At 69.6% G+C, this 18,799-nt stretch carries 16 protein-coding genes; 8 read left to right on the top strand and 8 right to left on the bottom strand.

Annotation, left to right across the window (positions count from 1 at the left end):
* Positions 1–31 precede the first annotated feature (31 nt).
* A complete protein-coding gene (locus tag OHB13_RS01850; protein WP_328375077.1) occupies positions 32–2,458 on the bottom strand; it encodes a GH92 family glycosyl hydrolase in 2,427 nt (808 codons plus the stop codon).
* A 292-nt stretch (positions 2,459–2,750) separates the two neighbouring features.
* Between OHB13_RS01850 and OHB13_RS01845 the strand changes: the two genes are divergently transcribed.
* Positions 2,751–3,257 (top strand): mycothiol transferase, encoded by a 507-nt coding sequence (locus tag OHB13_RS01845; RefSeq protein ID WP_328375075.1) that lies wholly within the window; start codon positions 2,751–2,753, stop codon positions 3,255–3,257.
* 137 nt (positions 3,258–3,394) lie between these two features.
* Entirely contained in the window at positions 3,395–5,446 is a 2,052-nt protein-coding gene (locus OHB13_RS01840) for a SpoIIE family protein phosphatase (protein WP_266859953.1), read from the top strand.
* Between the two features lie 42 nt (positions 5,447–5,488).
* On the opposite strand, the gene OHB13_RS01835 is transcribed toward OHB13_RS01840, so the two are convergent.
* Entirely contained in the window at positions 5,489–6,124 is a 636-nt protein-coding gene (locus OHB13_RS01835; RefSeq protein WP_328375072.1) for a TetR/AcrR family transcriptional regulator, read from the bottom strand.
* Positions 6,125–6,247: 123 nt separating this feature from the next.
* Between OHB13_RS01835 and OHB13_RS01830 the strand changes: the two genes are divergently transcribed.
* Complete coding sequence (locus tag OHB13_RS01830) at positions 6,248–7,309, top strand: medium chain dehydrogenase/reductase family protein (RefSeq protein WP_328375070.1); 1,062 nt, start codon at positions 6,248–6,250, stop codon at positions 7,307–7,309.
* Positions 7,310–7,402: 93 nt separating this feature from the next.
* Here OHB13_RS01830 and OHB13_RS01825 read toward each other — a convergent pair whose 3' ends face one another.
* A complete protein-coding gene (locus tag OHB13_RS01825) occupies positions 7,403–8,236 on the bottom strand; it encodes an aldo/keto reductase (RefSeq protein WP_266859958.1) in 834 nt (277 codons plus the stop codon).
* 222 nt (positions 8,237–8,458) lie between these two features.
* Between OHB13_RS01825 and OHB13_RS01820 the strand changes: the two genes are divergently transcribed.
* Complete coding sequence (locus tag OHB13_RS01820; RefSeq protein ID WP_328375068.1) at positions 8,459–9,649, top strand: acyl-CoA dehydrogenase family protein; 1,191 nt, start codon at positions 8,459–8,461, stop codon at positions 9,647–9,649.
* A 214-nt stretch (positions 9,650–9,863) separates the two neighbouring features.
* Here OHB13_RS01820 and OHB13_RS01815 read toward each other — a convergent pair whose 3' ends face one another.
* The 3 genes from OHB13_RS01815 to OHB13_RS01805 form a co-directional block, all read right to left on the bottom strand.
* Entirely contained in the window at positions 9,864–10,574 is a 711-nt protein-coding gene (locus OHB13_RS01815; protein ID WP_266859962.1) for a TenA family transcriptional regulator, read from the bottom strand.
* Between the two features lie 140 nt (positions 10,575–10,714).
* Positions 10,715–11,272 carry an EF-hand domain-containing protein gene (locus OHB13_RS01810; RefSeq protein ID WP_328375065.1) on the bottom strand — a complete coding sequence of 186 codons (558 nt, stop codon included), beginning with the start codon at positions 11,270–11,272 and terminating at the stop codon, positions 10,715–10,717.
* A gap of 491 nt (positions 11,273–11,763) precedes the next feature.
* Positions 11,764–12,462, bottom strand: coding sequence for a hypothetical protein (locus OHB13_RS01805; protein ID WP_328375064.1), 699 nt, complete (start codon positions 12,460–12,462; stop codon positions 11,764–11,766).
* A 106-nt stretch (positions 12,463–12,568) separates the two neighbouring features.
* Here OHB13_RS01805 and OHB13_RS01800 point away from each other — a divergent pair, with 106 nt between their 5' ends.
* Entirely contained in the window at positions 12,569–13,228 is a 660-nt protein-coding gene (locus OHB13_RS01800) for a TetR/AcrR family transcriptional regulator (RefSeq protein WP_328375062.1), read from the top strand.
* Positions 13,229–13,403: 175 nt separating this feature from the next.
* On the opposite strand, the gene OHB13_RS01795 is transcribed toward OHB13_RS01800, so the two are convergent.
* Positions 13,404–15,362, bottom strand: a complete 1,959-nt coding sequence (locus OHB13_RS01795) for a glycoside hydrolase family 5 protein (RefSeq protein WP_328375060.1) — start codon at positions 15,360–15,362, stop codon at positions 13,404–13,406.
* Positions 15,363–15,819: 457 nt separating this feature from the next.
* Between OHB13_RS01795 and OHB13_RS01790 the strand changes: the two genes are divergently transcribed.
* Entirely contained in the window at positions 15,820–16,035 is a 216-nt protein-coding gene (locus OHB13_RS01790; protein ID WP_266859972.1) for a CocE/NonD family hydrolase C-terminal non-catalytic domain-containing protein, read from the top strand.
* A gap of 120 nt (positions 16,036–16,155) precedes the next feature.
* Here OHB13_RS01790 and OHB13_RS01785 read toward each other — a convergent pair whose 3' ends face one another.
* Complete coding sequence (locus OHB13_RS01785; RefSeq protein ID WP_328375058.1) at positions 16,156–17,007, bottom strand: IclR family transcriptional regulator; 852 nt, start codon at positions 17,005–17,007, stop codon at positions 16,156–16,158.
* 75 nt (positions 17,008–17,082) lie between these two features.
* Here OHB13_RS01785 and OHB13_RS01780 point away from each other — a divergent pair, with 75 nt between their 5' ends.
* Complete coding sequence (locus OHB13_RS01780) at positions 17,083–18,033, top strand: amidohydrolase family protein (protein WP_266859975.1); 951 nt, start codon at positions 17,083–17,085, stop codon at positions 18,031–18,033.
* Between the two features lie 169 nt (positions 18,034–18,202).
* Positions 18,203–18,679, top strand: a complete 477-nt coding sequence (locus tag OHB13_RS01775; protein ID WP_328375056.1) for an amidohydrolase family protein — start codon at positions 18,203–18,205, stop codon at positions 18,677–18,679.
* The last annotated feature ends 120 nt before the right edge of the window (positions 18,680–18,799 follow it).

Below are 18,799 nucleotides of genomic sequence, written 5' to 3'. Positions count from 1 at the left end.
GGCCCGCTGCCGTCGTCGGCGTATCGCGCGGTCAGTGCGGAAGGCTGCCGGGAGCAGTGGCCCAGGTGGTGTCGGGGCGGTCCGACAGCCGGTAGGCCAGGCTTCCGCCCGAGGTGACGAGATGCGCGTCCGTCCAGGAACGGTCACTGCCACGGCCGTTGACCGAGAGCCCGCTGACATACGGATGAGACGCGTCCGCCGCCGGCGCGTCGAGGGTGATGTCGCCCCGGCCCGCACGGCTGACGACCGCCTTCGGGAACAGCGGTGCGCCCACCAGCATCACGGCGCTGCCCGGCGTCTGCGGATACAGACCCAGCGCGGAGAACACGTACCAGGCGGACATGGTGCCCAGGTCGTCGTTGCCCGGAAGTCCGGCCGGACCCGTGCCGTACACGGTGTCGAGGATCTGCCGGACGGTGGCCTGCGTCTTCCAGGGCTGTCCGAGCGCGTTGTAGAGCCACGGGGCGTGGATGCCGGGCTCGTTGGTCGGGTCGTAGCGCAGTGCGTCGCCGCCCTTGACCGACCATGCGCCGTCCGCCGTGTGGAAGAAGCCGTCGAGCCGCTCGGCCGCGGCCGGCCGGCCGCCCATCGCGGCGGCCAGTCCCTGGACGTCCTGCGGCACCATCCAGCTGTAGGTCGCACTGGTGCCCTGGGCGAACCCGAGGTCGCTGCCCGCGCTGAACGGCGTCACCCATGAACCGTCCGCGTTGCGTGCCTGGATGTAGCCGGCGTCCGCGGTGGCCTGCGGGTTGAAGACGTTGCGCCACCACGCACCGCGTGCGGTGAACCGGGCGGCCTCGTCCGTCCGGCCGAGCAGCTTCGCCCACTTCGCCAGTGCCGAGTCCGCGACCGCGTCCTCCAGCGTCTCGGCGGCGCCGCCCCAGCAGTGGCAGACGTCCTGGGGCGCGTAGTGCGAGACCAGATACTGGGCGAGGTTGGGGCGCTGGCCCGTGCACTGTCCGGGGCACCCGGCGTCCGACAGGTCGTCCGGCCGGGGAACGGTGGCCTGGCGCACCAGGGAGTCGAAGGCGCCCCGGTAGTCGAAGTTCCGTACGCCCATGGCGTAGAAGGTCGCCAGGGTCGCCGCGGTCGGGTCGCCGGTCATCACATGGGTGGCCCCGCTGATGTGCACCCAGCGGTCCCACACACCGTCGTTCTGCCGGGAGAAGTTGTACAGCGACTGCGCGAAGTCACCGGCCACCTCGGGTTTGAGGACGGCGAGCAGCTGTATCTGCGCGCGGTACTGGTCCCAGCCGGAGAAGTTGCTGTACTGCGCCCGCTGCCCCCGTTCGATCCGGTGCGGGGCGCCGTCCATGCCGGGGTAGCGGCCGTCGGTGTCGCTGATCAGGTTCGGCTGCATCAGCGAGTGGTAGAGCGCCGTGTAGAACGTGGTGCGCTGCGCGGTGCTGCCGCCGCCGGTCCGTACCGCACGCAGCTCGCGGTCCCAGGCGCGGCTGGTGCTCCGCGCTACGTCCGCGACGCTCGCACGGGGCGCGATCTCCTCGCGCAGGTTGGTCTCGGCGCCCCCGAGGCTGACGTACGAGATCCCGAGACGCATCCTGACATCGTTGTCGGACGAGGTGTCGAAGCCGACCCAGCCGCCCGAACCGCGGCCCGCGCGGTCCGCTCCCGTCGCGTAGCCCTCGCCGCCCGAACCGGAGACGGACCCCGGCGAGAGCGTCCCGTCCCGCCAGGTCCCGTGTGTGGAGAAGGCCCGGTCGAAGGAGGCGCTGAAGTACAGCTTGTAATAGCTCTTGCGGTTGTTGGTGCCGCCGTTGGCGCGGCGGCCGCAGAAGGCGCCGGTGAGCACCCAGCCGGTCACCTTGCGGTGGGCGGTGTCGATGTCGACGTGGGCGTCCTCGCTGCCGTTGAGCGAGTTGGAGACGCGGAAGAGCAGACTGGCGGGTTTCCCTGCCGGGAAGGCGAAGTCGGCCACGCCGGCCCGCGGGCTGACGGCGAGGTCCGCCGACGCGCCGGAGTCGAGCCCCACCCGGTAGCGGCCGGGAGTGGCGCTCTCGTTCTCGTGCTTGAAGCCGGAGGCGTAGACCGCGTCCTTCGTGTCGGCCGAGGGGGAGGACGTGACGTCACCGACGAACGGCATGATCGGTACGTCGCCCGCGGCGCCCGGAGCGCAGCCGGCGCCGTTGACATGGGTGAGGCTCAGCCCCCGCATCCGCGTCGTGTTGTAGTCGTAGCCGTTGGCGGCCGCGGTGTCGGTCTGGTCGCCCTTGGTGCTGGTCGGGGACCAGCCGATCATTCCGTACGGGGCGGTGGCTCCGGGATAGGTGTTGCCGCCGTTGGCCGAGCCGATCAGCGGGTCGACGTAGGCGGTCGGCCGCTGCACCATCGGCGCGGCCCCGGCCGGCGGCGCGAGCAGGGCGGCTGCCAGGGCGGTTGCGACTCCCACGGCTGCGGCCGACGCGCGGGTCCGGCGGGAGGGGGGCGGTCTGAAAAGCATCGAACGGGCCTTCCTTCGGGGGTGGGTGGACGGTGCCCGTGCGCCGGCCGGTCCTCCTGCCGCCACGCGGGGGCGCCGCGATCATAGGTCGCCCGAGCGGTACGGGACATGACACGGACGGCCCGTTCGGTGAACGGCGGGTGAAGGGGCCCGGACGGGTTGTGCGCCGCGGTGCGTGTCGAACACTCTGCCGGGACCGGAGACCCGCGAAGGTGGAGGGCAGGGAGACAGGCAAGACCGTTCCGGCACGGCCGGCCGGCGCGGTCCCACTCGTACGGCCGAGGAGCAGCGGATGAAGACCGCAGAGGTGCTGGCAGACGCGTTCGACCGTATCCAGGAGTCCGTGCACGAGGCCGTCGACGGCCTCCCGGCCGAGGATCTCGGCGTGCAGCTGGACAGCGGGGCGAACTCGATCGCCTGGCTGGTCTGGCATCTGGCCCGGGTGCAGGACGACCATGTGGCCGACGCGGCCGGTCTTGAGCAGGTGTGGCTGGCGCAGGACTGGGCCGCCCGCTTCGGGCTGCCCTTCGCCGACACCGAGACCGGTTACGGCCAGAGCGCCGGGCAGGTCGCCCAGGTGCGGGCCGACGCCGCCCTGCTGACCGGGTACTACGACGCGGTCCACGAGCAGACCGTGGGCTTCGTCAGGGGACTCGACGACGCCGCACTCGACCGGGTGGTGGACGAGGCGTGGTCGCCGCCGGTCACGCTCGGGGTCCGGCTCATCAGCGTCATCGGCGACGACCTGCAGCACGTGGGCCAGGCCGCCTTCGTCAGGGGAGCCCTGGAACGCCGGTAACGCGGCCCGGCAGCCCCCTGCGTCCGGGCCGTCCCGCTCCGGGAGCCCGGACGCACGGCCCGGACAGCGGCCCTGATGCGGGGCCCACCGCGAAAAGTTAAGCTTTGGGCACCTCAGCCCTCCTCCGGAGCGACCGTATGGCAGGACGAGATCTTCCCCTGATCGGGCCGGGCGAGCGGCTGGCCCTCAACCGCATGGGCAGTTTCGACTGGGACCTGCGCAGCGGGACGCTGGAGTTCGACGGGCCCGGTCTCGCGGTGTTCGATCTGCGCCCCGGCGAGTTCGACGGCCGCCCCGAGTCCCTGGGCATCCGCATCCCGCCCGAGGAGGGCAACAGGCTCGACGCGGCGCTGACGCAGGCCATCCGGACCGGCCGTTCCTCGTACGGGGTGTACTTCCAGCTGCGGCGCCGCAACGGGGTCCGGCAGTGGACCCACACCCGCGGCCGGATCCTGCGGGACGAACAGGAAACCCCGTACCGCGTCATCGGGATCGTGCGCAACGCGACGACCGAACTGACCGAATTCGTCACCGTCAGCCCCGTCGAAGCGGGCCGCCGACGGGTGACCGCCATGGTCCAGGGCACCACCGACGCGCTCTCCCGGGCGGTCACCGTCGACGATGTGACGGCAGTCCTGACCGGCGACAACGGGCTAGAACGCTTCGGAGCCGACGGGCTCGTCCTCGGCCTGGTCGCGGGCGGGGCACTGGAACTCGTCGCGATCTCCGGGGACACGATGCACGTCCTGGACGACCTGAGGCGCCACCGGCTCGACGACTCGCTGCCGCTGGCCGACGCGATCCTGTCCCAGCAGCCGCGGTTCGTCACCTCGCTGGCCGATCTCTCGGAGGAGTACCCCCGGCTGCGTCCGTACACCGAGGGGATGGGGCTCGACGCTGCGGCCTTCCTGCCGCTGATCGCGCAGGCCCGCTCCATCGGCTGTCTGGCGCTCTTCTACCGGGGGCGCAGCCGCTTCTCGTCGGAGGACCGCAACCTCTGCCTGGGCCTTGCGGGCATCGTCGCCCAGTCCCTGCAGCGCGCCGTTCTCTTCGACCAGGAAAGGGAGTTCGCCACCGGGCTCCAGTCCGCCATGCTGCCCCGGCGCATCCCCGAGTTCCCGTCCGCAGAGATCGCCGTGCGCTACCACTCGGCGTGGAGCGGCCGGGAGGTCGGCGGCGACTGGTACGACGTCGTCGCCCTGCCGCGCGGCAGGGTGGGCATCGTGGTCGGTGACGTCCAGGGCCACGACACACACGCGTCGGCCATCATGGGCCAGCTCCGTATCGCACTGCGCGCGTACGCGGGGGAGGGGCACGCCCCGGGCACCGTGCTGGCGCGCGCCTCCCGCTTCCTCGCCGAGTTGGACACCGACCGCTTCGCCACCTGCACCTACGCCCAGGTCGATCTGGCGTCGGGTGCGATCAGGGCGGTCCGCGCGGGGCATCTCGGACCACTGATCCGCCACACCGACGGGCGGGTCGGCTGGCCGAACGTACGCGGCGGCCTCCCGCTCGGCCTGGGCACGGAGTTCGGGCAGGAGGAGTACCCCGAGACCCGGCTCGACCTGGTGCCCGGTGAGACCCTCCTGCTCTGCACCGACGGCCTGGTCGAGGAGCCGGGTACCGACATCGGTGTCGGGATGGACGCGCTCGCCGACGCGGTGCGTCAGGGTCCCGAGGGGGCGGAGGCGCTCGCCGACGACGTGGCCACCCGGCTCTGGGAGCGCTGGGGCACCAGTGACGACGTCGCCCTGCTGGTACTGCGCAGGGCGCCCGACCCGGGGACCCCGCAGGCACCCCGTATCCACCAGTACATCCACCAGGCCGACCCGGAAGGGCTCGCCGAGGCCCGCGCCGTCCTGCGCGGCGCGCTGGAGGCCTGGGGGCTCGAAGAGCTCGTCGACGACGTGGAGCTCGCCGCGGGGGAACTCCTGGTGAACGTGCTGCTGCACACGGAGGGCGGCGCCGTCCTGACCCTCGAAGTGCTGCCCGAGCCGGTGCGGCGGATCCGGCTCTGGGTCAAGGACCGGTCCAGCGCCTGGCCGCGCCGCCGCACCCCGGGGGAAGCGGCGACCTCGGGGCGCGGCCTGATGATGATCGACGCGGTGTCGGCCCGCTGGGGTGTCGAACCGCGCGGGGACGGCAAGGCCGTCTGGTGCGAGTTCGAGCCGTCCGGCAACGGCACCTGAGTAAGTAACTTCCGTACTCGTCGGGGGTGTTGAGGGCGCGGATTACCGGATGAGGCTTTCGACCTCATCGGAGAAGAGCTGGTCCACGTCGAAGTCCATGCCGTCGAAGTGGCCCGCGACCTCCAGGCCGACCAGCCCGTGCAGCCGGGTCCAGGCCCGCAGCGCCCGGTGCTCCGCCGTTTCCGCCGGGTCCAGACCCTCGCAGGCGGACACCGTGGTCCGCATCATTCCGGCCGCGATGGTCCTGGTCTCCTCGGGCGCGCTGTATCCGGGGACCGGGGTCCCGTAGATCAGCAGATAGCGCTCCGGATGCTCCTTCGCCCAGCCGCGCCAGGCATGTGCCAGCCCGCGCAGCCGCGCTCCCCGCACGCTCTCCGTGACCCCTTCCGGAGTGGTCCGGCCGTTGGTTTCCTGTGCGGCGGCCCGGGTCAGTGCGGCGGCGAGGCCGGTGTACGCGTCGGCGATCAGCGCGGTCAGGAGTTCGTCGCGGCTGGCGAAGTAGCGGTAGAGCGCGGGGCCCGTCATGCCCATCGCCTTGGCGATCGCGTTCACCGAGATGCCGGCCGGCCCTGTCCTGGCCAGCTGCTCCAGGGCGATGTCCTTGGCCTCCCGCCTGGTCTGCTCCCGCAGACGTGCGCGCCGGTCGGGCGGCGTGGAGGGCGTGGTCTCTTCGCTCATACGGAGTCCTTTCGTGCCGCGCCTGTGGCAGTGAACCGCGCTTGACAATCAATCGTAACAGCTTCACTCTTCAGTTAGAGGTTATAACTAACAAGTGAAGTGATAACGAAAGGCAGTGGAGTGATGACGAACGCCGAGAACCCCAGCTTCCTCAGGAACGCCACGGTCACCGAGGTCGTCCTGCCGGGTGCCGTCGAGCCGGAGGGTCTGGAGGTGCGGACCCGGCCGGCGCCCGCCCCCGGGCCCGGTGAGGTGCTGCTGGAGATGGAGGCCACCGGCGTCTCGTTCGCCGAGCAGCAGATGCGCCGCGGCAAGTACTACGACCAGCCGGCGTACCCCTTCGTGCCGGGCTACGACGTGGTGGGCACCGTCGTGGAGGCGGGGCCGGGCGTGGACTCCGGTCTGGTGGGCAACCGGTTCGCCGCGCTGCTCAAGACCGGGGGCTGGGCGGACCGTCTGCTGGTCCGCGCCGCTGATCTGGTCCCGGTGCCCGCCGGTGTCGATCCGGCCGAGGCCGAGACCCTCGTCGTCAACGGGATCACCGCCTGGCAGATGCTGCACCGCGCCGCCCGGGTCCGCGCCGGGCAGACCGTCCTGGTGCACGGTGCGAACGGCGGGGTGGGCTCCACGCTCGTACAGCTGGCCCTGCTCGCCGGGGCGCAGGTCATCGGTACGGCTTCGCCCCGCCACCATGAGGCCCTGCGCGCCCGGGGTGTCGTCCCCGTCGACTACCGGGCGCCCGGTCTGGCGGACCGGCTGCGGGCCGCCGCCCCGCACGGCGTGGACGCCGTCTTCGACCATGTCGGCGGTGACGGCGTCGTCGACTCGTTCCGGCTGCTGGCGCCGGGCGGCACCCTCGTGTCGTACGGCACCGCGGCCACCCGGGACACGCCGGGATCCTCCAGGCTGCCGGTGCTCCAGCTGATCGGGCGGCTGGCCCTCTGGAATCTGCTGCCCAACCGCCGCCGTGCCACCTTCTACAACATCTGGGCGGGGAAGCGGCGCGCCGCGGAGTTCCGGGCGCGCACCCGGTCCGATCTGATCCAGGTACTGGATCTGCTCGCCGACGGCTCGCTCACCGCCCCGGTCGCAGCCCGCATCCCGCTGGACCGCGCGGCCGAAGCCCTGCGGCTGGCCGAGTCGGGAACGGTCGCGGGAAAGGTCGTCCTGACCCCGGTTCCGTAGCCGATGGGCCCGGGGGCCGCGGGAGCGGTACGCCCGCGATGGTCCGGGGCCGCGGATATCCGGCGGCCCCCGAACCCTCGCGGCTCCACCGTGCTACGGGACGTAGTTGAAGGTGTCCGGGTCTGGGCCGGTGCGCTCACCGCGATCCAGGCCGGTGATGGCGGCCATGTCGGCCTCGGTGAGCTCGAAGTCGAAGAGTGCGAAGTTCTCCTCGACGCGCGAGCGCGTGACGGACTTCGGGAACACGATGTCGTTCCGCTGAATGTGCCAGCGCAGGGTGACCTGGGCCGGGGTGCGGCCGAGCCGACGGGCGATCCCGGTGATCGTCGGGTCGTCCAGGACCTTGCCCTGGGCGATCGGCGACCACGCCTCGGTGGCGATCCGGTGCCCGGCGCCGAACGCGCGCACCTCGTCCTGCGCCAGATAGGGGTGGACCTCGATCTGGTTCACGGCCGGCACGATCTCGGTCTCCTGGAGGAGCCGCCGCAGATGGTGCGGCTGGAAGTTGGAGACCCCGATCGCCTTCGCGCGGCCCGAGCGGTAGATCTCCTCCATGGCCGTCCACGTCTCGACGAAATCGCCGACGCCGGGCAGCGGCCAGTGGATCAGGAACAGGTCCAGATAGTCGAAACGCAGCTCGCTGAGTGTCCGGTCGAAGGCCTTGAGCGCGTCGTCGTGGGCGTGGAAGCCGTTGTTCAGCTTGCTGGTGACGAAGACGTCCTCGCGGGCCAGACCGGAGTCGCGTACCGCCTGCCCGACCTCCTTCTCGTTGCCGTACATCTCGGCGGTGTCGATGTGCCGGTAACCGGTCTCCAGAGCGGCCAGCGTCGCCGCGACGGTGTCGGCCGGCTCGATCTGGAACACACCGAAGCCCAGCTGGGGGATCTGGACGCCGTTGTTCAGGCTGATGGTGGGAACCGCGTTCACAATCATTCCTTGCCTCGTCCGGATGATGCCTCGGTCAGGGGGCGGCCCGCGCCGCACCCTGGAACCAGGGTGCAACGGTGCGGGCCCCCTGTCGCATCGGCTGCCCGGCACAGCCGCCCCCATGCGGGGGCGGCGGCGAAGACAGGACGGTCATCGCCATTCCAAAAGAATGGAACACGTTCTACTGTGCCCCTCGATCCGACGCCGCACCGAGGAGGGGCCGTGCACCTCGAATACACCCCCGAACAACAGCAGTTGCGTACCGAGCTGCGCGCGTACTTCGCCGACCTGGTACCCGACAACGCCTACGCGCGGTACGCGGACCCGGCGGCGCAGAAGCGCTTCTACCGGGAGACCGTCCGCCGTCTGGGCGGTGACGGCTGGCTGGGTGTCGGCTGGCCGAAGGAGTACGGCGGACGCGGGCTCTCCCCGATGGAGCAGTTCATCTTCTTCGACGAGGCGGCGCAGGCCGGTGTGCCGCTGCCGCTGATGGCGCTCAACACGGTCGGCCCGACGATCATGCAGTTCGGCACCGATGAGCAGAAGTCGTACTTCCTGCCGAAGATCCTCAAGGGCGAGATCGACTTCGCGATCGGCTACAGCGAGCCCGACGCCGGCACCGACCTCGCCGCGCTGAAGACCCGCGCCGTGCGCGAGGGCGACGAGACCACCGGCCATTACACGGTGAACGGCCAGAAGATCTGGACGACCAACGGGGACACCGCCGACTGGGTGTGGCTCGCCGTCCGCACCGATCCGGCGGCCCCCGCGCACAAGGGCATCACCATGCTGCTGGTGCCGACGGACGACCCCGGCTACTCCTGCACCCTCATCAACACCCTGGCCTCCCACGACACCAGCGCCAGCTACTACGAGAACGTCAGGGTCCCCGCCTCCCGCCGGGTCGGTGAGGAGAACAAGGGCTGGCGGCTGATCACCAACCAGCTCAACCACGAGCGGGTCACCCTCGCAGCCCACGGCACCATGGCCATCCGGGCCCTGCACAACGTCCAGCGGTGGGCCGCGGAGACGGAGATTGACGGCGGGCGCCGGGTCATCGACCTCGGCTGGGTGCGCGGCCGGCTGGCCCGCACCCACACCCGGCTCGACGCGATGAAGCTGCTGAACTGGCAGATGGTCAACGCCGTACAGAACGGCACGCTCACCCCGCAGGACGCGTCCGCGGTCAAGGTGTACGGGTCGGAGGCCCGCAGGGACGCCTACGCCTGGCTGATGGAGGTCATCGGCGCGGCGGGCCCCCTCAAGGAGGGCTCGGCCGGCGCGGTGCTCCACGGCGAACTGGAGCGCGGCTACCGCTCGGCCGTCATCTTCACCTTCGGCGGCGGCAACAACGAGATCCAGCGGGAGATCATCTCCTGGATCGGGCTGGGGATGCCGCGGGTGCGGCGGTAGCCCCGCCGTTTCACCTGGGTACGGCGGCTGGTGGCGAAAAGGCGAAAGTGGCGGTGATGCTCGCCAATGGCGGCGAGGCCATCGCGGATCCGGCCGTACTGCGGGACAGGCAGAGGCGTTCGGCCCCGTCGCTTCGACACCGACGGCCTGGCGGCTGCTCGCCGACGTTGACGAATTCACCGCGCTCGCAGCCTTCCTGCTCGCCCAGCCGTGATCAGTTTTGCTGTGAACGACCCAGTTCGGACAGATCGGTGTAGAGGCGGTTCAGCGCGTACGCGCCCAGGCCGAGGCCCTGGTCGATTCGGCGTCGTGCGGCTGGGTTCCGGTAGTGGGGTTCCAGCAGCAGGAAGAAGTCCTCTGCGTGTTGTTCGTCGATTTCGGAGTGGAGGCCGTAGTGCATCAGGTCGGCTTGAGCGACCCAACCCCGGTTCACAGCCGCGTTGCCCGTGATGGCCGATACCGAGGCGAATGCGTACTCGATCGCGCCCATGCAGCCAATTCCTACCTGCGGATCCTCCCACGTACACACCGCACTGAGAACGCTGTTGTACGCGTGGACGGCCGGCATCATCGTCAGGCCGTTCAGCCGTACGGTGTCGCTGCCGATGCTGGCCAGAAATCCGCGGAAGGTCTCGTGATGGAATTCCTGAGGGCGGAATCCGCCGTGTTCTTCCACGACATTGCCCAGGATGCCGACGCGATCCGCGGGGTGCTCGATCCGGGACACCAGCGCAGCCATCGGACGGGCGAAGTAGGTGACGGCGAAACCTAGTTGCTCCTGGCTTGCGCGGAAGTTCTCCAACGACATGCTTCCGTCTACCAGCGTTCGGAAGTACGCATTGTTCAGGACACCGGTCTCGGCCACGATGCGCTTGGCGTGCGCTGTCACCAGCGGGGCCTTGGTTGTCCGCGGATGGGTGGTCACGGTCGGTTCTCCTGGCGTGTTGTTCGTGAGCGCGGCTCGATGCGGGACCGGCGGAGCCCCTCTGATCGCCGGTGCCGAGAGGAATCAGCACCCGACGGCGAGGGGCTCTGGACGAGAGGACCCTGTCCAGTTCTGCCGGCTCAGGAACGCAGGGGCCCCAGGAGGCGGTGGCCTCGGTCGTTCGGATCAGTACTGCTGTGGAACACGCGAATGGCCGCTCTCAGCTCGTCAGTTGAGATGGAGCCGGAGCTGTCGGTGTCGATGTCGGCGAACGACACGTCGATGTCTTCGTCGCTCAGCGCGAAAGAGGACTGAAACAGGCGCTTGAACTCGGACTTGTCGAGTTCGCCGTCTCCGTCGACGTCGGCGGTGGCCACGAAGACCTTGGCGGACGGCGTGACAATCCGCGCGTAATCATCCGGCCTGTCCTCCAGGCTGACAAATCCGGCCAGGAATTCTTCGCGTGATACGACGCCGTCCCCGTCTGTGTCCATAGGGACAAACAGTCTCTTCCAGTACTCCAGCAGGGATTTCTGCAGCGCGCTGGCGGGGGCGGTTCCTGGCGTGAGTTTGAATTCCTGCGTCGTGCGGCCCACCCAGGCGTACACGTCGGTTTCGCCGACCCACCCGTCGCGCTCGTGATGGAACACGTTGTAGTAGTGCTGGGCCTTGCTGTGGATAATGGATTCTTCCGCCATGCGAAGACCTCTAATTTCCTTGTGCAGTGGGCGAATCGAGTACCCACTGCGACCCGGTCCACGAGCAATGACTCGTGAACTCAGGGTGGCAGCGTTTCCCTTCCCGGGCGCCGGCGCCAAAGCTTCACCACTCATTCGAGTGAGTAATTCGACCTGGCAGTTTCAGCCCGGTTCAAGGGCGTGGCGCCGGCGCGACCGCGATCCGGCGGTGGATGTCCTCAAGCAGATTCCGCATCGCTGTGCGGAAGGTTTCAGTCCGGTGGGCCCGCTGTCTCGTGGTTTCTGTGTCTTCTGCTGTGCGCGGAGGGGCGAGCCCTTCTCGGCCGGGTGGTGGCGTACGCCAGTGACGCGGACTGCCCCCATGCGGTGGGCAGTCGAGCAGCCGAGCAGCCGGTTCAGTCGGACGCCGGGCCGAACGGCGCTGCCGAGGCCGCGAGGGCCCGGTGCCCGGCTGAAGAGTTCAACCGACGGTGAGCGAGACCGGCAGTTCCTCAGGCCTGGGCAGCCGCAGCGGCGATAATCCAGTTCCTGAACTCGACGGCGTAGTGCCGGAGGTGGTGGTCCAGGACCTCGTCCGGGCAGGTGACGGGGAAGTAGACCGTCAGGTTCGCCGTGAAGCCGTCGGGGGTGTCCCCGAACTGGATCAGCGCCCGGCCGACGACGGTGCTGTCCTCCAGGAAGAGGTTCGAGGACATCTTGCGCGGGAACTCGGACTCCGGGAGGAGCTCGGCGGCGTCCGCGGCCCAGGCCATCGCGTCCGTTCCCCAGCCGCCCATGTAGAAGGAACAGACGTGGGGGCCGATGTTCTCCACCACGCGCGCCCCGATGGCATCGGTGCCCATCGCGTAGTGCTCGGGGTGCGCGGCGAGGAGTACGCGCTCGTCGTCGCCCGCGAAGGCCCCGTCCATCCAGGCCAGGAACTCGCCCGAGGTGAGGCCCTGCGCGGCGAGCACCGTCGTGCCTGCCTTGAAGTTGCCGTCCGATGCGCGGGCGCTCTCGCGCAGGAAGGCATTGCCTTCCTCGATGTCCGCCGCCAGGAGGTCGAGCAGGCCCTGGCGTCCCAGCCGCGTCCGGAAGCGGTCCAGGGCACGGCGGGCGTAGAACAGCTCGAAGTCGTCGATGCTCCCGGCTCCGGTGGGCCCCGACTTGAGCGTCACGGTCACAGGCGGGGACGTCTGGGTGTCAGTCATGTGCACCTCTCATAGGATGCGAATGTAAGTTCACGTTCGCATTTGAAGGTTACTCAGAGGGACGCCCCACTTGTCAAGGACACCTGTCGAGACTGCCGCCGATACCATGAGGGACGTGACTGATGAGCCGGGCCGCCCAGCGCCCTACAGGGAGCCCCGGCAGGCGCGCAGTGCCGCGACGCTGGCGCGCGTGCTGCGGGCGGCCGAGGAGATCGCCTCGTCGGCCGGCCTGGAAGAGATGACGATCACCGGCGTCGCGGAACGCGCCGGGGTCTCGGTGGGCACGATCTACCGCCGCTTCGAGGACAAAGAACAGCTGATCACCGCCCTGGCCGAGCGGATGCTGGAACGCCGTGAGCAGTACATGGCCGAGCGGCTGGACGCGGCCGAGCCTTCGCTCTCCGGCGTCATGGACGCCTACGCGCACGCACTGCTGGAGTCCTTCGCCGACAGCAACAGTCTCTTCCCCGAGCTGCTGCGGGTGCGGGGGGTCAAGTCCCTGGACCGTGGCGCCCGCACCATCACCGAAATCCACCGCCTCCTGCTCGAAGCCGCGGCCCCCTACGTAGGCCAGATCCGGCGCTCGCATCCGGAGGCGGCGCTGGACACCGCGGCCCGCGCCATCCTCGGCGCCTGCTTCCACAACTCCGTACGCCCCGACCCCGCCACCGGCGAGACGGCGCTACGCCGGTACGGGGACGAACTCAGCGACATGGCACTCGCGTACCTGCTGACCCCCGACCGCCGCCGCGCCGCCTCCGCCTGAGCAGCTCTCACCCGGGCGGGGCGAGCGGAGATTCCACGGGAGGGAGGTCTCGATCGTGTTCAGCCCATCGGGCGCGCCTTGCGAAGCCGGTCGGCTCCTGTTTCGGATGGATCCGGAACTCCTCGATGGCGGGGCTGAGGGAACTGAGGGAACTGAGGGAACTGATGCCGGTGGGTCAGCTCAGCGGACGGCAGAGCAGTACGTCGGGGACCCCGCCGTGGTTCCGCTGCCAGGTGAAGGCGACGCCTGCGATGTACTCCTTGTCGGTGCACTGGCCCTTGTAGTAGCCGGGAGCCCAGTCGCTCTCGACCGAGCCGCCCGTGGCCGGGCGGTTGTCGCCCTGGTCGAACCAGACATTGCGGCCGGTCAGTGGCAGCGGTGCGGCGGACGGCGCGCAGAGCAGGCCGGCCATGGAGTTGCCGTTGACGCTGTAGCCGACGGCGAAGGTGTTGTCGGGGCACTGGAGTTTGTTGTAGCCCGAGGCCCAGTCGCCGTGGGTGACGTAGCGGTCGTCATGGACTGCCACCCAGTCACCGGTGCCCTTGGCGGGCTGGTTCGCGTCGGTGCACAGGCCGCGCTTGTCGCTGCGGCCGAGGCCGGTCAGGCGCTGACTGTCGGGGCAGTCGCCCTTGCGGTAGCCGGGGCTCCAGTCGCCCTGGGCGAGCATGTGGGACGAGACGTGATGGTCCCGGAAGTCGAGGTCGAGCATGTTCCAGTGGGCGACTTGTGCGACCGGACCTGAGACGCCGCGGGCATTGACCAGCTTGTTCCAGTCGGCGGACCGCCAGTCGCCGGGGTCGCTGAGGCTCTGCCGTTTGCCGGCGGCGTCGTAGGAGATCAGGGCCCAGTTGTCCTGCGGCGTGCCGTTGGCGTCGGTCCATCCGACCATCGGCCAGATCGCGAAGTCGGTGTCGTTCTGGACCAGGATGTCGGTGAAGTTGTCGAACCAGGTCTTCTCCTTGGCATCATCCGACCCTCGGCCGGCCGCACCGAACTCGCTGATCCATACGGGGGCGGTGAAGTGCTGGCCGGACTGGGTGACGAACAGGGCTTCGTCGTGCACCAGTTGCTTCAGCTGGTCGAGCGGGAAGTCCTCGTACGGCCAGTCGTTGGTATGCCCAGGTCCGCTGTCGGCACCCGTGTAGTTCGGCCCGGTGTAGCCGTAGAAGTGCGCGGCGTAGACCAGCTTCCCCGAGGAGATCAGGGTGTTGGAGAGGTTGCGGACCGGGGTCAGCATCGGCCTGCCGTAGTTCAGCCCGTTCAGCGGGATGCCCTGCCAGTTGATGCCCTCCATGATGATCAGCATGTCGGGGTCGGCTCCCAGGATGCGGGTGCCCGCCAGCTCGAAGGCCGCGTACGCGTCGTGATCGTCGCCCTGGCCCCAGTTGGGGTTGTCCCAGGTGTCGCGGCGGATCTCGTTGCGCAGGTCGGCGCCGACGACACGCTTGTTCGCCTTGTAGCGGTTCACCAGGAAGAGCCAGTCGTCCTGCCACTGCTGGGCGGTCTGGCCGCTGTTCCAGCGCTCGTTGCCGTCCAGGCCGCAGCAGAAACGGTAGGTGGTTGTGTGGTTGTTGAGGATGACAGCGAACCCCTCGGCGGTCAGCGCCGCCACCACCGCGTCGTACACCTCCAGCGGGGTCTTGCCCTTCAGTTGCGGGTTGGCCGCGACCGCGGAGTCCGGTACGACCGTGGAGTCGTGCATCATCGCGTTGGCGAACGGCAGCCGGATGCTGTTCAGGCCGAGCTCGTGGAAGTCGTCCGTGATCTGTTTCAGCGGCGCGCGGTCCAGGCCCAACGGGATGTTGTTCGACATCTGGTTCGCCTGGTGGTTCGCGGGGTCGTTGACGTCGCCGCTGCCCTCATAGGTGCCCTGGGCGCCGGACCAGTTGCCGGACTTCAGCTTGAAGCGGTTGCCGTTGGCATCGACGATGTACCGTCCGCGGGTACTCAGCGGCCCCGTCCAGGAGGCTGCCAACTGCGGTCCGGTCAGGGGAGTGGCCGTGGTGGTGGCGCTGGGGGGCGCCGCGACAGAACCGGAGGTTCCCGCGAGAACGAGGGTGACCGCGGCTGCAGTGGCAGGCAGGATTCGGGAGAAGAACTTCCTGACGGCGGGAGCCGGCCCAGTGGATCTCAAGATTGTCCCCTCCAGGGGCGAGGTGGGTGTGGGGGGTGGATCTCCAGGTGGTGCGGCCCGGACGGGTTCTCCACGGTGACGGCCGGGCTGGTTGTCCCGGCGAGGCTGCCGGTCAGCGGCAGGGCTACGACGGCGGCTTCGGCCGGTGCGGTGACCAGTGGTCGCGAGTGGTTTGGAAACACGGCGGCAACTTACCGGGAAGTAATAACTTCGTCCAGAGCTAATCTTCGTGTTCGGCCGGTCCTGCGTTCCGGCCCAACTTCCGTCAATTCAAACGTTGTTCGGCGTAACGGTTGCCCGTCGGCGCGGATGGCAGCCGCGGCATCTGCACTGCGCCGGGGACGACGCCGGCATCGACCACCTTCCGTCCGACGAAACCACCCGTCCGACTGATGTGGCCGCACCTTCATCGACCTTCGGGCTCCAGGGAGGACTGTCGCGGATTGCGCCATGGTCGATGCGCCACCTGGACGAGAAGCTGTCGACCGAGGACATCCCGGCCCACACCTTCGACCGGGGCGAGAAGCTCTCACCCGGCGAGATCGTCGACGTCGAGATCGACCTGCTCCCGGTCGGGCTCACCTTCCACCCCGGTGAACAGCTCCGCCTCGTCATCAGCGGCCGGTCGCTCCTGGGCACGATGATCCCAGGGCGTCGCCCTTCTACGGCCTGACAGTGGACCGGGCGGAGTTGGTCGCCCGGTGTGCCCGGCTCGGCGCGTCGGCGCTGACGCACATCGGCATGAGCGTGACCAGGCGACGCCGACGGCGTGGCGCATGTCGGCTCACCGACCTCACGGAGCGGTGCGGGTGTTGCCGGGACGCGTCGTCCGCCGGCTGTCCTCCTCAAGCCGGCGGGAGACCGCACGGGCCGTAGCCCGCACCGCCGGGCCGTAGCCCGCCTCCGCGAAGCCCGTACTGGGCGCCACGACCGACAACGCCGCCACCACCTCACCACCGTCCCGCACCGGCGCAGCCACGGTGTTCAAAGGCCAGGGATGGCTCTGTCGGCCGAAGACGTGGTCACCGCGCCGTACCTCCGCGAGCACACGGCGCAGGTCGGCCGGGGTGCAGATGTCGTCATGGCCCTGTCGGGGACGGCCCTGTTCCGGCTCGTAGGTGGCGATGGCGTGGTCCTGGACGGTTGTCGGAGCGAAGGCGAGCAGCACCAGTCCGACGCCGGTGGTCGTGAGCGGAAGGCGTCCTCCCACCCGGTAGTGCACGGGACTGGCGTCGAGCGCCGAAAGCCGCTCGACGAGCAGGGCCTCGTGCTGCTCGCGCACAGCGAGCAGCACATGCTGTCGCGTGACGTGGAAGAGATCTTCCATGAACGGCATGGCCACGGACCGCAGCCCGTGACCACGCGGTGCCAGTGACGCGGTCTCCAGCAACCGCAGCCCCACGACGTAGCGGCCGTCGTCGAGTCGCTCCAGTGCACCGGCATGGACCAGCGACCGGGCGAGCCGCAGAGCGCTGCTACGGGGGATCCCGCTTCGCTGCGCGAGTTCGCCGAGGGTCTGCGCACGATGGTCACTGTCGAACGCGCCGAGCAGGGCGAACGCCCGATCGATGACCGGTTGCCCCTCAGCGGGCTTCCCACCGCGCCGTGGCCGGGCGCCGTCACCAGAACTCGGTGTTTCATTCATCGGCATCACCCATGCCATTTTACGGCGCCGTTCCTACGCTCGTTCAGGTCTCGACCCGCAAGCCAGGGAGCCCACATGACCCAGACCGGCCTCATCGACGTCCACGCCCACTTCGTCACCGACAGCTACGTAGCCGCGGCCCGGTCCGCCGGCATCGAGCACCCCGACGGGATGCCCGGCTGGCCCTCGTGGAGCGTCGAACAGCATCTCGGCCTGATGGATCGCTCGGGAATCGAGAAGTCCTACCTGTCGATCTCCTCTCCGGGGGTGCACTTCGGGGACGACGACGCGGCCCGCGCCCTCGCGCGCCAGGTCAACGAGTTCGGCGCAGGCGTCCGCAGCGAGTGTCCTCAGCGGTTCGGCCACTTCGCCTCCCTGCCCCTGCCCGACGTCGAGGGCTCGCTCGCCGAAGCGGCCCACGCCCTTGGCGTGCTCGGCGCGGACGGGGTGGCCGTGGAGACCAACCACCACGGGATCTACCTGGGCGACCCCCGGTTCGAACCGCTGTGGGAGGACCTCGATCGCCGCGGCGCCCTCGTCTTCGTCCACCCCACGTCACCGCCGCACGCCGAGGAGCTTTCCCTGGGCCGGCCGCGGCCGATGCTGGAGTTCCTCTTCGACACCGCCCGCACCGCGAGCGATCTGCTCCTGCGCGGCGTCCTCACTCGCTATCCGCGGATTCGCTGGGTGTTGACCCATGGCGGGGGAGCGCTGCCGCTGCTCGCCGACCGGATGGATATGTTCAGCGCGGTGGTGGGGGGCGGCCCCAAGGACGCGCCCAGTGCCCTGGAGCAGTTCGGCCGCCTCTGGTACGACATGGCCGGGACGCCCTTCCCACGCCAGATCCCGGCCCTGGAAGCCGCGTTCGGCACCGAGCAGCTTCTGTACGGCAGTGACTACTGCTGGACACCCGTGGGAGGGGCGCTCGCCCAAGTCGCGTCCGTCGACGCGGCGGCGCAGCCGTCCGACACCGACACCTGGCGGGACCTCACCACCCGCAACGCGCACCGGCTGTTCGACGCGTGACGGCAACCCGAAGAGCGAAGCCCGAAGGCCGGGGCTGCTGAAGTCCCGGAGTCAGGGCACGCTTCCGCAGCCGACCGGCGCCCCACCGCTCAAGTCGACCCTGATCCGGGTCCACACCCAGCAGTTCGCCGACTCACCCGAACATACCCAGGACCCGAGGCGCCGCTACATGGCCCCCGAGGAACTGCGTACCTGGGACAAGTCGGCGAAGAAGTTCGCCAAACTCCCCGACCTCACCCGCAACGCCCTGCACAACCACTGGTCGGCGCAGCTGAGGATGACCAAGACCTTCGCCGACGCCGGAGTCCCGATGGTCGCGGGAACCGACGCGTGTGGGGCCGCGGGAGTCATCCCGGGCTTCGCTCTCCACGACGAGTTCGACCACCTCGCCGAGGCCGGACTCGACCCACTGACCATTCTTCGGACGACGACCACGGAGCCGGCCCGATTCCTGGGCGAGGAAGGCCGGTTCGGTCGTGTGGTGACCGGTATGCCTGCCGACTTGGTGCTGCTGGACGAGGACCCGCTGGAGGACCACACCGCTCTCCGTGAGATCGCGGGAGTGATGAGGGACGGGTCCTGGTGGTCCCGCGCCGAACTCGACGCCATTCTGGAACGCATCGCCGCCAGGCCAGGCGCCCACTGATCGCAGCAGGCCCCCTGCTCCCCACCACCGGGGCTTCGGCGATGACGACCCGGGGCACACCGGTTCTACGTACGCCGACAGCTCCCCGTACCGTCCACCGCGGACCTGGGTGAACACGGT

This window comes from Streptomyces sp. NBC_00440, from assembly GCF_036014215.1.
Lineage (GTDB): Bacteria > Actinomycetota > Actinomycetes > Streptomycetales > Streptomycetaceae > Streptomyces.
Note: the sequence above shows the minus strand (reverse complement) of the source record. Positions and strands in the feature narration are given on the sequence as shown.

Coding starts and splice junctions, on each gene's coding strand:
- OHB13_RS01850 (WP_328375077.1), bottom strand. CDS start 2,458: ATGCTTTTCAGACCGCCCCCCTCCCGCCGGACCCGCGCGTCGGCCGCA.
- OHB13_RS01845 (WP_328375075.1), top strand. CDS start 2,751: ATGAAGACCGCAGAGGTGCTGGCAGACGCGTTCGACCGTATCCAGGAG.
- OHB13_RS01840 (WP_266859953.1), top strand. CDS start 3,395: ATGGCAGGACGAGATCTTCCCCTGATCGGGCCGGGCGAGCGGCTGGCC.
- OHB13_RS01835 (WP_328375072.1), bottom strand. CDS start 6,124: ATGAGCGAAGAGACCACGCCCTCCACGCCGCCCGACCGGCGCGCACGT.
- OHB13_RS01830 (WP_328375070.1), top strand. CDS start 6,248: ATGACGAACGCCGAGAACCCCAGCTTCCTCAGGAACGCCACGGTCACC.
- OHB13_RS01810 (WP_328375065.1), bottom strand. CDS start 11,272: ATGGCGGAAGAATCCATTATCCACAGCAAGGCCCAGCACTACTACAAC.
- OHB13_RS01805 (WP_328375064.1), bottom strand. CDS start 12,462: ATGACTGACACCCAGACGTCCCCGCCTGTGACCGTGACGCTCAAGTCG.
- OHB13_RS01800 (WP_328375062.1), top strand. CDS start 12,569: ATGAGGGACGTGACTGATGAGCCGGGCCGCCCAGCGCCCTACAGGGAG.
- OHB13_RS01790 (WP_266859972.1), top strand. CDS start 15,820: ATGCGCCACCTGGACGAGAAGCTGTCGACCGAGGACATCCCGGCCCAC.
- OHB13_RS01785 (WP_328375058.1), bottom strand. CDS start 17,007: ATGAATGAAACACCGAGTTCTGGTGACGGCGCCCGGCCACGGCGCGGT.
- OHB13_RS01780 (WP_266859975.1), top strand. CDS start 17,083: ATGACCCAGACCGGCCTCATCGACGTCCACGCCCACTTCGTCACCGAC.
- OHB13_RS01775 (WP_328375056.1), top strand. CDS start 18,203: ATGGCCCCCGAGGAACTGCGTACCTGGGACAAGTCGGCGAAGAAGTTC.